Origin of the sequence: Rahnella variigena (assembly GCF_003610915.1) — a bacterium.
Lineage (GTDB): Bacteria > Pseudomonadota > Gammaproteobacteria > Enterobacterales > Enterobacteriaceae > Rahnella > Rahnella variigena.
This window is the reverse complement of sequence record NZ_NSDJ01000001.1, coordinates 2,411,578-2,425,190: the sequence shown is the minus strand read 5'-3', so window position 1 is coordinate 2,425,190 and position 13,613 is coordinate 2,411,578. Positions and strand designations below refer to the sequence as shown.

General features: G+C 51.9%; 15 protein-coding genes. 7 read left to right on the top strand and 8 right to left on the bottom strand.

The features are described from left to right. Window positions 1-6: 6 nt before the first annotated feature. From CKQ54_RS11320 to CKQ54_RS11305, 4 genes are read left to right on the top strand one after another with little or no spacing between them, the layout of a single operon-like run. On the top strand, window positions 7-129 hold the full coding sequence (locus tag CKQ54_RS11320; protein WP_113876560.1) for a GpE family phage tail protein: 123 nt from the start codon (window positions 7-9) through the stop codon (window positions 127-129). Continuing rightward, the gene (locus tag CKQ54_RS11315) at window positions 122-2,596 is read left to right on the top strand and encodes a phage tail tape measure protein (protein WP_120349674.1); all 2,475 of its coding nucleotides are present in this window, start codon (window positions 122-124) and stop codon (window positions 2,594-2,596) included. The genes CKQ54_RS11320 and CKQ54_RS11315 overlap by 8 nt, the downstream gene beginning before the upstream one ends. Window positions 2,597-2,608: 12 nt before the next feature. Then, complete coding sequence (locus CKQ54_RS11310; protein ID WP_120160717.1) at window positions 2,609-3,079, top strand: phage tail protein; 471 nt, start codon at window positions 2,609-2,611, stop codon at window positions 3,077-3,079. Next, the gene (locus CKQ54_RS11305; RefSeq protein WP_120160715.1) at window positions 3,076-4,230 is read left to right on the top strand and encodes a phage late control D family protein; all 1,155 of its coding nucleotides are present in this window, start codon (window positions 3,076-3,078) and stop codon (window positions 4,228-4,230) included. Before CKQ54_RS11310 ends, CKQ54_RS11305 begins: the two co-directional genes overlap by 4 nt. Before the next feature lie 15 nt (window positions 4,231-4,245). Here the strand turns inward: CKQ54_RS11305 and CKQ54_RS11300 are convergent, their stop codons facing one another. Continuing rightward, window positions 4,246-4,647, bottom strand: a complete 402-nt coding sequence (locus tag CKQ54_RS11300; RefSeq protein WP_120160713.1) for a fosfomycin resistance glutathione transferase — start codon at window positions 4,645-4,647, stop codon at window positions 4,246-4,248. Between the two features lie 140 nt (window positions 4,648-4,787). Between CKQ54_RS11300 and CKQ54_RS11295 the strand changes: the two genes are divergently transcribed. After that, complete coding sequence (locus tag CKQ54_RS11295) at window positions 4,788-5,009, top strand: DNA-binding transcriptional regulator (protein WP_072071578.1); 222 nt, start codon at window positions 4,788-4,790, stop codon at window positions 5,007-5,009. 36 nt (window positions 5,010-5,045) lie between these two features. Here the strand turns inward: CKQ54_RS11295 and CKQ54_RS11290 are convergent, their stop codons facing one another. After that, window positions 5,046-5,414 carry a hypothetical protein gene (locus tag CKQ54_RS11290; protein ID WP_244220195.1) on the bottom strand — a complete coding sequence of 123 codons (369 nt, stop codon included), beginning with the start codon at window positions 5,412-5,414 and terminating at the stop codon, window positions 5,046-5,048. A gap of 207 nt (window positions 5,415-5,621) precedes the next feature. Between CKQ54_RS11290 and CKQ54_RS11285 the strand changes: the two genes are divergently transcribed. Further along, complete coding sequence (locus CKQ54_RS11285; RefSeq protein ID WP_120160710.1) at window positions 5,622-6,677, top strand: phage integrase; 1,056 nt, start codon at window positions 5,622-5,624, stop codon at window positions 6,675-6,677. A gap of 314 nt (window positions 6,678-6,991) precedes the next feature. On the opposite strand, the gene CKQ54_RS11280 is transcribed toward CKQ54_RS11285, so the two are convergent. The 4 genes from CKQ54_RS11280 to ftnA form a co-directional block, all read right to left on the bottom strand. Then, window positions 6,992-7,330 carry a YebY family protein gene (locus CKQ54_RS11280; RefSeq protein ID WP_244220258.1) on the bottom strand — a complete coding sequence of 113 codons (339 nt, stop codon included), beginning with the start codon at window positions 7,328-7,330 and terminating at the stop codon, window positions 6,992-6,994. A gap of 46 nt (window positions 7,331-7,376) precedes the next feature. Next, window positions 7,377-8,261: a copper homeostasis membrane protein CopD gene (copD, locus tag CKQ54_RS11275; protein WP_120160706.1), complete on the bottom strand. Its 885-nt coding sequence runs from the start codon at window positions 8,259-8,261 to the stop codon at window positions 7,377-7,379. A gap of 3 nt (window positions 8,262-8,264) precedes the next feature. After that, on the bottom strand, window positions 8,265-8,651 hold the full coding sequence (gene copC / locus CKQ54_RS11270) for a copper homeostasis periplasmic binding protein CopC (RefSeq protein WP_374756897.1): 387 nt from the start codon (window positions 8,649-8,651) through the stop codon (window positions 8,265-8,267). 139 nt (window positions 8,652-8,790) lie between these two features. Continuing rightward, window positions 8,791-9,297, bottom strand: coding sequence for a non-heme ferritin (ftnA, locus tag CKQ54_RS11265; RefSeq protein WP_095921401.1), 507 nt, complete (start codon window positions 9,295-9,297; stop codon window positions 8,791-8,793). A 405-nt stretch (window positions 9,298-9,702) separates the two neighbouring features. On the opposite strand from ftnA, the gene CKQ54_RS11260 reads away from it, so the two are divergent. Further along, entirely contained in the window at window positions 9,703-9,933 is a 231-nt protein-coding gene (locus CKQ54_RS11260; RefSeq protein WP_112291033.1) for a DNA polymerase III subunit theta, read from the top strand. Between the two features lie 18 nt (window positions 9,934-9,951). Here the strand turns inward: CKQ54_RS11260 and pip are convergent, their stop codons facing one another. Next, window positions 9,952-10,908: a prolyl aminopeptidase gene (gene pip, locus CKQ54_RS11255; RefSeq protein ID WP_112291035.1), complete on the bottom strand. Its 957-nt coding sequence runs from the start codon at window positions 10,906-10,908 to the stop codon at window positions 9,952-9,954. Window positions 10,909-11,466: 558 nt separating this feature from the next. Next, window positions 11,467-13,506: a S9 family peptidase gene (locus tag CKQ54_RS11245; protein WP_120160700.1), complete on the bottom strand. Its 2,040-nt coding sequence runs from the start codon at window positions 13,504-13,506 to the stop codon at window positions 11,467-11,469. Between the last annotated feature and the right edge of the window lie 107 nt (window positions 13,507-13,613).

Genomic DNA, 13,613 nt, shown 5'->3' with positions numbered 1-13,613 from the left:
GACCTGATGGCGGATATTGCGGTGATTTTTCACTGGCCGCCGTCAGAACTGAACCCGATGACGCTGACCGAGCTGCTGGTGTGGCGTCATAAGGCCATGCAGCGCAGCGGAGCCACCGACAGTGAGTAACTTAAAGTTAGAGGTGTTGTTAAAGGCGGTTGACCAGGCGACCCGCCCGTTTAAAGCGGTGCAAAACGCCAGTAAGGCGCTGGCCGGAGATATCCGCAATTCACAGAACACGCTCAAAGACCTGAACGCCCAGGCCGGAAAGATTGACGGTTTTCGCAAATCCAGCGCGCAGCTGGGCGTGACCAGCCAGAAACTGAAAGACGCCAAAGCGGAAGCGGCGGCGCTGGCTATCCAGTTCAAAAACACCGCCAACCCGACCCGCGCCCAGGCGCAGGCGATGGAATCCGCGAAGCGCACCGCCGCGCAGTTGCAGACCCAGTTCAACGGGCTGCGGCAGTCGGTGCAGCGTCAGCGCACGGAACTCAGCCAGGCGGGCATCAGCACGCGCACGCTGTCTGACTCTGAGCGCCGCCTGAAAACCTCCATCAGTGAAACCACCGCACAGCTCAACCGGCAGCGTGAATCCCTGGCACGCGTCAGCGCGCAGCAGGCCAAACTCAACGCGGTGAAAGGCCGGTATCAGGCGGGTAAACAATTCGCCGGTAGCGTGACGGGTGCGGGGGCTGCGGGCGTCGGGATCGCGACGGCGGGCACGGTAGCCGGTGCCGGGATGCTCAAGCCCGGATATGACTTTGCCCTGAAAAACTCAGAGTTACAGGCGACGTTAGGATTAGAAAAAGACTCTGCCGATATGACCGCGCTGCGCACCCAGGCGCGGCAGCTCGGCGACAACACCGCCGCCTCTGCGGATGATGCCGCCGCCGCGCAAATCATTGTCGCCAAATCCGGCGCGGACAAGGACGGCATTCTGGCGGCGACGCCGACCATCCTGAATTTGTCCCTGGCAAACAAGCGCACCATGGAGGAAAACGCCACCCTGCTGATGGGCGTGAAATCTGCGTTTGGCATGACTAATGACACTGTGGCGCACATCGGCGACGTGCTTTCTGCAGCAATGAATAAGTCTGCCGCCACCTTTGACGGGCTGTCAGACACCATGACCTATGCCGCGCCGGTGGCAAAACAGGCCGGTATCAGCGTCGAAGAAACTGCCGCGATGGCTGCCGCCCTGGCGGATGCCAAAATCACCGGTTCAATGGCGGGTACGGGCAGTCGCGCTGTCATTACCCGCCTGCAGGCACCCACGGGCACCGCCGCTGCCGCACTGGGTGAGCTGAAGGTGAAAACGGCGGACAAGAAAGGCAACATGCGCCCGTTGTTTACCATTCTGAAAGAAATGCAAAAGAGCTTTGAGAAAAATAAGCTTGGTGATGCACAGCGGGCGCAGTACATGAAAGCCGTCTTTGGCGAGGAAGCTAGTTCGGCGGCGATGGTGCTGATGGATGGGGCAACGTCGGGCAAGCTCGACAAACTTACCCAGGCATTCAAGACCTCGGACGGAAAAACCAAGGCGCTGGTGGAGGTGATGCAGAACAACCTCGGCGGCGACTTTAAGGAATTTCAGTCTGCCTATGAGGCCGTCGGCACAGACCTGTTCGATCAGCAGGATTCATCCCTGCGCAAACTGGTACAGACCGCCACCGGCTACGTGCTGAAACTCGATAAGTGGATTGTGAACAATAAAGCCCTGGCGACGACGCTCGGCAAAATTGCGGGCGGTGCGCTGCTGATTACCGGCGCGCTCGGCGTGTTTGGCCTGGTGGCGGGTCCGGTTATCGGTGGCATCAATCTGATCGTTGCCGCTGCCAGTATGCTCTGGACAATCCTCGGCACAGTCGGCAGCGCAATTATCACCGCGATTGGCGGACTGACCTGGCCTGTAGTTGCCGTCGCGGCGGCGATTGTCGCCGGTGCGCTGCTTATCCGCAAATACTGGGAACCGATCAGCGCTTTCTTTGCGGGCGTGATTGAAGGACTGGGCATTGCGTTCGCGCCGGTGAAAGAACTCTTTGCGCCGCTTAAACCTGTTTTTGACTGGCTGGGCGACAAACTAAAAATGGTCTGGCAGTGGTTCAAAGACCTGATTGAACCGGTCAAATCCACGCAGGAAACGCTGAATAACTGCAAGGACACCGGCGTGATGTTCGGGCAGGCCATCGCCAACGCGCTGACCGCGCCGTTACAGGCGTTTAATAAACTGCGTTCGGGCGTGGACTGGCTGCTGGAAAAGCTCGGCATCATCAAGGATGAATCCGCAGATATTGATAAAACGGCGGACAAGGCTGACCGGCGTTCGAAACAATCCGGCGACGGGGATCCGCAAGCGCATCCGCTGGATAATCCCGCCCCGATTACCCCGCCGTCGGGCGGTCTGCTGGGCGGCGGTTACACGCCGGTATCCGTCGGCGGCGGGCGCAGCTATATCGACCGCAGCACCCACAATTACACCATTGCCGCCGGTGCCGGTTTAGGCGTCCAGGATACCAGCCGCCAGATCCGCGCCGAGCTGGAAGCCCGTGACCGCGCCCGCGCCGCACAGCAACGTTCCCGCATGGATAATGATTAAGGAGATATCCGCATGATGTTAACGCTCGGGCTGTTTGTGTTTCAGTTGCAGACCGTCCCTTACCAAAGTTTGCAGCGGGACGTCGATTACCGCTGGCCTGCAAATAACCGCATTGGCCTGCGCCCGCTGCCGCAGTTCCTCGGCGTGAATGAGGAGAAAATTACCCTGTCCGGCGTGCTGATGCCGGAAATCACCGGCGGAAAATTGTCGCTGATGGCACTCAACCTGATGGCCGACGAGGGCAAGGCGTGGCCTCTGCTGGAAGGCAGCGGCACCATATACGGGATGTTCGTGGTGAACAGCGTCAGCGAAACCCACACGGAACATTTCTCAAACGGTGCCGCCCGCCGGATTGAATTCACGCTGACGCTGACCCGTGTGGATGAGTCACTGGCGGCGATGTTCGGCGATATGAAAGCCCAGGCCGACGGGCTGCTCAATCAGGCCGGTGGTTTAACCGGTCAGCTGGGAGGGCTGCTGTGATTACAGATATGACCATTGGCGCCGGTGCGCTGTTTGCGCCGGACTTCACGGTGACCGTCGGCGGCAAAGACATCACCTGGGACGTCAGCAACCGGCTGATCTCGCTGACGCTCACCGATAATCGTGGCTTTGAGGCTGACCAGCTCGACATTGAGCTGAGCGACACCGACGGCCTGCTGGACATGCCGCCACGCGGCGCGGTGATTAATATCGCGCTCGGCTGGAAAGGTCAGGCACTGACGAACAAAGGCGACTTTACCGTGGATGAGGTGGAGCATCGCGGCACGCCGGACACGCTGACCATCCGCGCCCGAAGTGCGGACTATCGCGGCAGCCTGAACTCCCGCCGCGACAACTCCTATCACGACACGACGCTGGAAGCGGTGGTGTCTGCCGTGGCGGCGCGCAACAACCTCAAGCTCGCGATTGCGGAACCTTTCAGGGGCGTGCCGGTATCGCACATCGACCAGACCCAGGAAACAGACGCGAAATTTATCACGCGTCTGGCGGAGCTGAACGGCGCGGTTGTCGCCATCAAGGCGGGAAGGCTGCTGTTTATAAAGCCTGGGGCAGCAAAGACGGCGAGCGGGAAGCCCATCCCGCAGATGACGATTATCCGCAGCGACGGCGACGGGCACACGTTTAATATCGCTGACCGTGGAGCCTATACCGGCGTATCGGCAAGCTGGCTGCATACTAAAGACCCGAAGCCGAAAAAAGTGAAGGTACAGCGGAAACCTAAAGTGCAGTACCTGCGCGCCCTGCAACATCCGAAGGCAAAGAAGACCAGCGCGAAGGTGCAGAAAACGCCGGAGGCTAAGGAAGGGGATTATCTGGCGGGCAATGATGAAAACGTGTTTGCCCTCACCACCATCTACGCCACGCAAAAGGCCGCCATGCGGGCAGCCCAGGCAAAGTGGGACAAACTCCAGCGCGGTGTCGCGGAGTTCTCGATCTCTCTGGCTCGCGGGCGGGCTGACTTATTCCCTGAAACGCCGGTTGCCGTGTCCGGATTTAAATCCGTGATCGACGCCCAGCCCTGGATAATCAGCAAGGTGACGCACAGCCTGGGCGGCAGTGGCTTTGTGACGACGCTGAATTTGGAGGTGTTGCTGTCGGATGTGAGTTATGAGGCGACGGAAAACAGCTAACCTGAGCCACTCACATCAGAAGAATTCCATTTCATCGTATGGGCTTTCTTTGCAGGAACGGAGTCGGCTTTCAAGATCACCACAATGAACCTCTAACTGATGGCCATCCGGATCGAGAAAGTAAATTGACTCCCCTTCGCTCTTATTGCTTTTCCACTCGATAGCACCGGCATGCTGTATTTTCTCTCGAAATGACGGCATGTCGGCTGATTCGATAGTAAAGGCGTAATGAGTGTAATCCGTCTTAGGGTCAATGGGAGTGTCTAAGGATAAGCATAACCACAGGTCACCAAGTGACAGGTAAGCCCCTCCCGCCCATTTAGCCCGAGGCATAAAACCAAGAACATCTACATAGAAACTAAAACTCCGCGGTAAATGACTGACCGCGAGAGTGAGGTGATTCAATCCGGATAGCATAACTCCCCCTTTTATTTGATTGAGTTCTCTTGAATTACCAAGATTTTGAAGAGTGTAAATTACTGTAATTTAGGATGTATGCTGAACGCGATAACATACAATGACCGCATATGATTAAAAATGATTACATGGTGATTATTATGATGCACTGCCCGAAATGCCAGCACGCAGCACACGCCCGTTCAAGTCGTTATCTGAGCATCAATACCAAAGAACGCTATCACCAGTGTCAGAACATTAATTGCAGTTGTACCTTCAAAACGCATGAGTCCATTGCGGACATCATTGTTGAACCTGGAACGGTACATGCCGTGCAGTTGCATCCGGATAAGCACAGCCAACAATCTCTGCAAATTCATTAAAAATAAACCCGCGAAAGCGGGTTTTTACAAGAATGTTTACCAGCTGAGTTGCTCTCCACTGGCTTTGAGATTTTGTTTGTACATCATATCCAAAGTCGCATAAGTGCACATATCAACAGCACCTTCGCAATAGTCTCCGATCACCTTATCCAATATTTGTTTATTTTTGGCTTTGGTCAGATTCTTAAAAGCGGTCAGATTTTGCTTTTCCATCATACGAAGCGTTGTTGGCTGGCACATATCAACGGCACCATCACAGTAATCGGCCTTCACCCTCGCCTTGATGTATTCTATTACTTCTTGTTTTTGCGCTTCGGAACCATCGAATTCCATTGGGTTAATAAACGCAGCACTCGCGGCAAACGGAAGCACTAAAGCGGCAAATCCCAGAACAAACTTCATCATTAAGTCCTTATAGTGAGAGCAAACTGTTAAGAGCAATCTTAACAATCTGAAATCAAAATTTCACCGTTTCTCCTGATCCCATTCCAAAAGTTACTTGCTTAGACAAACTGTCTATGTGCTGACTATGCATGTATACGACTGAATAAATCAAACATTTACACTGGTTTTATATACAGTAAAATTCATATTCTCAAAAAGGAGGATGTGATGAGTGTGAGAAAGCTGTCTACCGGTAAATGGTTATGTGAGTGTTACCCGAACGGGCGGGAAGGTAAGCGATGCCGTAGGCAGTTTGATTCCAAGGGTGAAGCCTTAGCCTTTGAGACTTACACCATGGATCAGGCGAATAACAAACCTTGGCTGGGCGAGAAGGAAGACCGGCGGAAGCTGAGCGAACTGGTCGAACTCTGGTACAGCCTGCACGGCTGCTCTCTGAATGATAAAAAGGGACGTCTGGGCAAACTAAGGATTATCAGCGCGGGAATGGGTGACCCGATAGCCAGCATGATCACACCGAAGGACTGGGCACACTATCGTGATCAGCGACTGAGAGGTGAAATTGATAACGGCTACAGTACCAGCCTGGCAACCCGTAAAGTTTCCACCGGTACGGTGAATTGTGAACATGCTTTTCTGCGGGCGGTGTTCAATGAGCTGAAACGCCTGGGGGAATGGTCGTTACCTAACCCGCTGGAAAACATCCGCGAGTTCGACCAGCCGGAACGTGAAATGGCATGGCTGACTCAGGAACAAATTCTGCAGCTCATGGCAGCATGTGAGCAGCATGGAAATGACGAATTAACGCTTATCGTTAAAGTCTGCCTTTCAACCGGCGCACGCTGGAACGAGGCGGCAAAAATCAAAAGCTCGCAGATTTCTCCCTATAAACTCACCTTCATCAATACCAAAGGTAAAAAGAACCGTACCGTTCCCCTCGCCCGCCCTCTCTATGACGAATTGATCGCCCGTAAAGGCACTCCCTTCTCACCCTGCTATAAGCAGTTTTATCGGGTGATCAGGCTGGCCGGCATCGAACTGCCGGAAGGTCAGATGACGCACGTCCTACGCCATACCTTCGCCAGTCACTTTATGATGGCCGGTGGCAACATCATCGTGCTGCAGCGCATCCTCGGGCACTCAGATATCCGGGTCACTATGCGATACGCGCACTTTGCCCCGGATCACCTGGAAGACGCTATCCACCTGAATCCGCTGGCTCAAATCAGTGGCGATAAAATGGCGATGGAGAATCCAAATGAGTAACATTGAAGGTAAGTGAAAACAGCCTAAGTTATTGTTTTTACTATAAGTGATTGTTTTGAAAAACAGTCAAAAAAAAGACCGAATACGATTCCTATATTCGGTCTAGGGAAATGGCTCTTGGGAGAGAGCCGTGCGCTAAAAGTTGGCATTAATGCAGGCGGTTAAGCCGTACAACTTAAAGAATAGACGACAGATGACTAATTTCCACTCAGTTTGAAACATAGTGATAATAACAATGAGGCATTATTTTCATTGTGTGACAACATACGCAAAACATGGGATTAACATCAGCCATTTACCCGCAGCACGGCGCTTCAGCAGAGCGATTCAGCTTTGGCGATAAAAGGTGTCAGACTCATTTTTTGTCCGGGATTCTGCGGGTCATCCAGCCAGATTTTCTCCAGGGGCACCGCCTGAACCTGATGGTTTTTAACCTGCTCTTTTGCCACGTCATTCAGAGGATATTGCGCCAGCGTACTGTCGTTAATCACATACAGCGCATTGCCAGGACGGCATTGCAGCATGACTTCTTCACGGGTGAAGGCCCAGTCCTTACCGTATTGCAGGCGGCTGATGGTCTCCAGTTGCGGTGCGGCAAAACTGCTGGCAGATAAGGTAAGCAGCACGCAGGCTAGCAGTGTTTTCCTCATGATTTTTCCTCGATGATATTAAATTCTTTGTAATCTTCAGATGACCGTTTCAGCGCGGGGCAAGTGTCGCGAACCAACTCACCAGCAATATAACGCTAAGCGCCAGCCCCCATTCAAGCCAGGTCATGGTGATAAAACGGCTCTGCGCCCTCTGCGGGTCTTTACCCATAAGGGGCACCAGCCGGTAACGGTTATAGACAGCCACTGCCGCCATCATCGCGACCAGTATCACTTTGACCACCAGCAGACACTGATAAAGCGATGTCATATCGGTGGGCCAGCGCTGCAAAACAATGGCGGTATTGATGACACCGGTGATGATCACCAGCGAGACCGCGGCATGTCCCCAGACAGAAAAACGGATAAGCGTCACAATCGCGTAGGGTCTTGCAGAGGGCTCGCGGGCATACAACATGCAGGTCAGTAAAGGCAGTAAAGACCCGAACCAGTAGGCTGCGCTGAGCAAATGCACCACATGGTTAGTCCGCTGTGCCAGTCCCAGTAAGCCCTGATGCATGGCCGCATGGCCAATCAAAGCCTGAGTGATCAGTAAACCCAGCGAGCACAGAAACAGCAGGACATGACGTCCGGGCATCCACTCCATTAACAGAACCAGTAACAGCACAGCGGTCAGTAATAAGTGCCAGCTCCAGACTTCGCCAAATGCGGTGGTTAATACCAGTATCCACACGTTAATGTTGAGGATATCGTCCCAGCCATTGCCCATCAGCGCTGCCTGAATAGCCAGCATTCCGACAGAAGTGACTGCTGCAAGCAGCCCGGACCAAACCATCAGCGTCTGATTTTTACGCTGTAAAATGGCCGAAAATCCGTCAGGCGCCAGCAATGAGCAAAATACGCTCAGTCCGAAGATTTGCATTAATGACACAAAATGCACGAACCGACACAGGACGAAAAGTGCTGTAAGGCTCATGGCTTATTTAACAGTGAAACTGTACTGACCGTTTGTTTTATGACCATCAACGGAAACCACATTCCACGTCACGACATATTTCCCGGCGGCAAGCGCATCGGTAAGGGGCAGCACGGCCTGCGTATTATCGTTCGCAGCCAGGGTCATTTTCCCGGTTTTCACCGTTTTCTGGCTGGCATCTTTCAGGGTAATTTTACTGAAATTTGGCTCGATACCTTCACTGAAACCCAGCGATAATTCGGTCGGACTGGCTGTAAGAACCGCATCCGCCGCCGGAGTTTCCGTTTTGAGGTGAGCATGAGCAGAAGCCTGCTGTGAGATAAATCCGCTCAGCAAAACGGCTGAGACTGCCAGGGCACGGCAAAGAGAAGTGGTTTTATTGAACACGATAATTTCCTTGGCTTGCTTGATGATGAATTTATAACGCCGACACTTTAGCGCAAACGCGCTTAAAACGTTTGTCATAAAAACATAAAAAACGCAGAGGCCGAAGCACTCTGCGTTGTTTGCAAGCTCACACAACTGAAAATTAACCAGCCGGAGCTTGGGCCACCATATTTTTGAGATCTTTATCCACGAAGAACAAACCGTTGCCGGTATTGCTTACCAGCGCCAGTTTATCCAGAACAGATTTGAACAACGTTTCTTCTTCATGCTGCTCTGCAACGTACCATTGCAGGAAGTTGAAGGAAGAATAATCTTTCAGCGTCATGGACAAATCTGCCAGTTCGTTGATTTTCTGAGTGATCAGTTGTTCGTGTTCGTAAGTCTGCTTGAACAAATCGGTCAGCGATTCGAAAGACACCGGCGGAGCAGCAATGGCGCCCAGCAGTGGCAGAGCACCTGTATCGCTGACATATTTGAACAGACGATGCATGTGATCCATTTCTTCCATTGAATGCTGTTTCAGGAATGCGGCAGCACCTTCGTAGCCTTTATCGCTGCACCATGCACTCATCTGCAAATATAAATTGGCAGAATAAAACTCGAGGTTCAGCTGTTCGTTAAGCTGATCAATCATTTCTTTTTTAAGCATGGTACGGCTCCGGATTTAAATTACGGCAGGTGGGCTGAATTATTTATCCGCATTATGCCCGCATCAACACAAAATAAAAACACCCGATTCACATTAATATTCAACGAAATAACAAATACATTTAAAATAATGATTTATAAAAGTATTTTATTTACATGAATATACAATAATGATAATCATTAACATATAGATGGATATTAAAAAGAATCATTCTTATTCAGAATATTAATTAGCGAGTTCTTATTGAAGTTAATTATCACTTCAGATTTGTGAATGGTTCTTATTTACTCTTAATATTAACCTGCCAATTCTCTTCTTAGGGATAGTGTAAAAGTAAAATCACAACATTCACGATGGCGTCTGCCTCGGGTACAATGAGGCAAAACGGATCACCAGGAAGCAGCAATGAGTATCAATCTGGCTGAAATCAGCAAAGACGAAATGGATCGCATTAACGTCGATCTTGCCGCCTCAGCGGTGGCTTTCAAAGAACGCTACAACATGCCGGTTGTCGCGGAGATAGCAGAACGCGAGCAGCCTGCGCATTTGCGCACTTATTTTCGTGAACGGGTGATGTTTTATCGCGGGGAATCACATAAGTTCTCCCGCTTACCTTACGAGCCTAAGCAAAAGTAAGCGGGAAAGCAGGAAACGTTAGCGCCGGGCGGCGAAACGCTGGTTGGTGCGGATTAACTGATCGAGAATGCCCGGCTCATCAAAAGAATGCCCTGCACCTTCGATAATGTGCAATTCTGCTTCCGGCCAGGCCTGCGCCAGATCCCAGGCGTTTTGCACCTGACAGGCCATATCGTAGCGGCCGTGAACAATCACTGCCGGAATATGGCGGATGCGTTCCACATTTTTCAGCAACTGGTCATCAGTTTCTAAAAAGCCCATATACGTGAAGTAGTGATTTTCAATGCGGGCAAAAGCCAGCGCGAAATTATCTTCGCCAAACGATGCCGCTCCTTCCGCTGGCATCAACGTCACGGTCTCCCCTTCCCACAAACTCCAGATCTTAGCCGCTTCAAGCTGAACAGCGCGGTCATCGGAGGTCAGACGGGCCCGATAGGAAGCAATTACGTCTTTGCGTTCTTCCTCAGACAGGATCGACAAAATACGCTGCCATTTCTCAGGGAAGAAACGGGAGGCGCCGTCCTGGTAATACCAGGTCAGTTCCTGTTTGCGCAGAGTGAAAATGCCCCGCAGGACCATCTCGCTGACGTGCTCAGGGTGAGTCTGGGCGTATGCCAGCGCCAGCGTCGAGCCCCACGAACCACCAAATACCAGCCATTTATCGACACCGGCCATTTTGCGCAAACGTTCAATATCATCGACCAGATGCCAGGTTGTATTATTGTCGAGACTGGCATGAGGTTTAGAGCGTCCGCAGCCACGCTGGTCAAACAGCATGACGTCATAATCTTTAGGATCGAACAACTGACGGTGAACCGATGAACAGCCGCCGCCAGGCCCGCCATGAAGAAATACTGCCGGTTTGCCCGCCGGGTTTCCGCTGCGCTCCCAGTAAATCTGGTGACCATCGCCCGTATCAAGCATGCCACTGGCATAGGCTTCCAGCGGTGGATACAACCCTTTTAATTTTGGCATGACATTTCCTGTTCTATTCGGCCAGTGTATTGATAAATGTGCTTACATCTTAATAACAGCGCATTGGCCCACTTACAACAAGTGGTTATCTCCAAAAACCGTTGTTTTGTATGCCGTTCGCATACTTATCGCGCAATTTGATTGCATCACATGCCAGCTGATGAAATATCACTCCTCTGTAAAGTATTGTGGGAAACGCGAAGGTGCTTGCAACTGACCCGAATTAAGCAGTAAATAGGTGAGCAACCCAATCCACCCGCTTTAAGAGAGGCAATTATGAGTAAAGGAATGGATAGCAAAAAGAATGCGAAGAAAAAGCCATTGAAAACACCGGCCGAAAAAAAGGCTGATAAAAAAGCCAAGAAAGCTTCTGCTTAACAATGTACTTCGTAGATCAAACCCGCCGAGAGCGGGTTTTTTTATGTCCCCGTCATACTTCAAATTGCAGGTGCGTTGGCTGCGTTTACTCACCCGAATCACTGACCCATGTCAGCTCATCGGGATTCGCTCAGTTGCCGCCTGCCTGCCATTCGAATTATTTAGGGGAAAGCCTGATACTCAGTTTTTCGTCGCCAGCGACAGTACAAAAGCGTATTCCAGCGCGATATCTTCATAGGCTTTAAAGCGGCCGGATTTACCACCGTGCCCGGAATCCATATCGGTGTGCATCAGCAACTGGTTATCATCGGTTTTAAGCTCGCGTAATTTCGCCACCCATTTTGCCGGCTCCCAGTATTGCACCTGCGAATCATGTAAACCGGTGGTGACCAGCATATGCGGATAGGCCTGCGCGCGGACCTGATCGTACGGGCTGTATTGCAGCATATAGTCATAACTGGCTTTGTCGTTCGGATTGCCCCACTCGTCGTATTCACCGGTTGTCAGCGGAATCGACTCATCCAGCATAGTTGTCACGACATCAACGAACGGAACCTGCGCCACGATGCCGTGATACAACTCCGGCGCCTGATTAATGATTGCGCCCATCAGTAAGCCGCCCGCACTCCCTCCCATCGCATACACCTGTCCGGCATCGCCGTAGCCTTCAGCCACCAGCTCTTTGGTCACATCGATGAAATCATGGAAAGTGTTGAGTTTATTGAACAGCTTACCGTCGTCGTACCATTGCTGCCCCAGCTCTGCCCCGCCGCGAATATGCGCCAGTGCAAAAACAAAACCGCGATCCAGCAAGCTCAGGCGACTGCCGCTGAATGCCGGATCCATGCTGCTGCCATAAGAACCGTAGCCGTACACCAGCAACGGATTTTCATTCGGCTTAAACAACTCACGACGATACACCAGCGACACCGGCACTTTCACACCATCGCGCGCCGTAACCCAGACACGTTCGCTGCGATAATTGTCTGCATCGAAATCTTTTACTTCCTGCTGTTTAAGCAAGGTACGTTCATGCGTATCGAGATCCAGTTCAAACAACGAGCTCGGCATGGTCATCGAGGAATAGCCATAACGCAGTAAGGACGTATCCGGTTCCGGATTGTATGCCAGCCAGGTGGTATACGTCGGATCGTCGAACGCCAGTGATTTTTCCTCACCGGATTTCCAGTGGATCTGACGCAACTGCGTGAGACCCTGATGACGTTCTTCCACCACCAGCCAGTCACGGAACAGACTGAAGCCTTCCAGCATCACTTCAATGCGCGGTGCAATCAGCGTCTGCCAGTTGGCTTCCACGCCATCTTCACTCTTATAAAGTCCGAAGTTTTTGCCATCTTTATTGGAACGGATGTAGAAATGCCCAAGGTAATGATCGAGGGCGTATTCATGATCTTTACGACGTGAAAGAAATACCTGCGGTTTGGCCTGCGGATCATCGGCATCCAGCAGCAGGATCTCGGAAGTCGTGGTGCTGTCGAGGTGGATCAGAATGTATTTTTCAGACGTGGTTTTATCCAGTCCGACGTAAAACGTGTCGTCTTTTTCTTCGTACACCAGCTTGTCGGTTTTCGGATCCGTGCCGACCACGTGGCGATAAACCTGATACGGCAGTAACGTTTTCTTGTGTTTGCGCACGTAATACAGCGTCTGAGAATCGTTAGCCCATTCGCTGCTGCCGGAGGTGTTTTTTAACAGATCGTCTGTCCAGGTTTCGTCATCAAGTTTTTTGATACGGATATCGTACTGACGGCGGGAAAGAAAATCTTCCGCCACGGCCATGAGTCGATTATCAGGACTGATATCCAGACCACCCAGCGTGTAAAACTCACTGTCTTTGGCGCGCTCATTGCCATCAATCAGTGTACTCCAGTTTTCTTGTCCGGAGGCAGGCTGGCGCAGATAGATGGCGTATTCGTTGCCCGGCTCATAACGGGTCTGATAGCGATAACCGTGTTTCACGTAAGGAACGGAATGATCCTGCTGCGCAATGCGCGCCACCATTTCGCCGTACAGCGTTTCACGCAATGCCTGCTGTGGCTGCATGGCCTGTTCAGTAAATTCATTTTCAGCCGTGAGATAGGCCAGAACCTGAGGATCGGCGCGGTCATCGTCACGCAGCCAGTAATAATTATCGACACGGTCATCACCGTGAATACTCAGGGTTTGCGGGCGTTTTTCAGCCTTTGGAGGTGTCATCATCTCGGGATCTCTTTGTCCTCTTTGCGGTGTGACAAGAGTGACAGGTTTAGACAGGGAAACCAAGAGACGTCAATGCGGGGAAATAATGCGTCCGCTAAGGAGTTAAC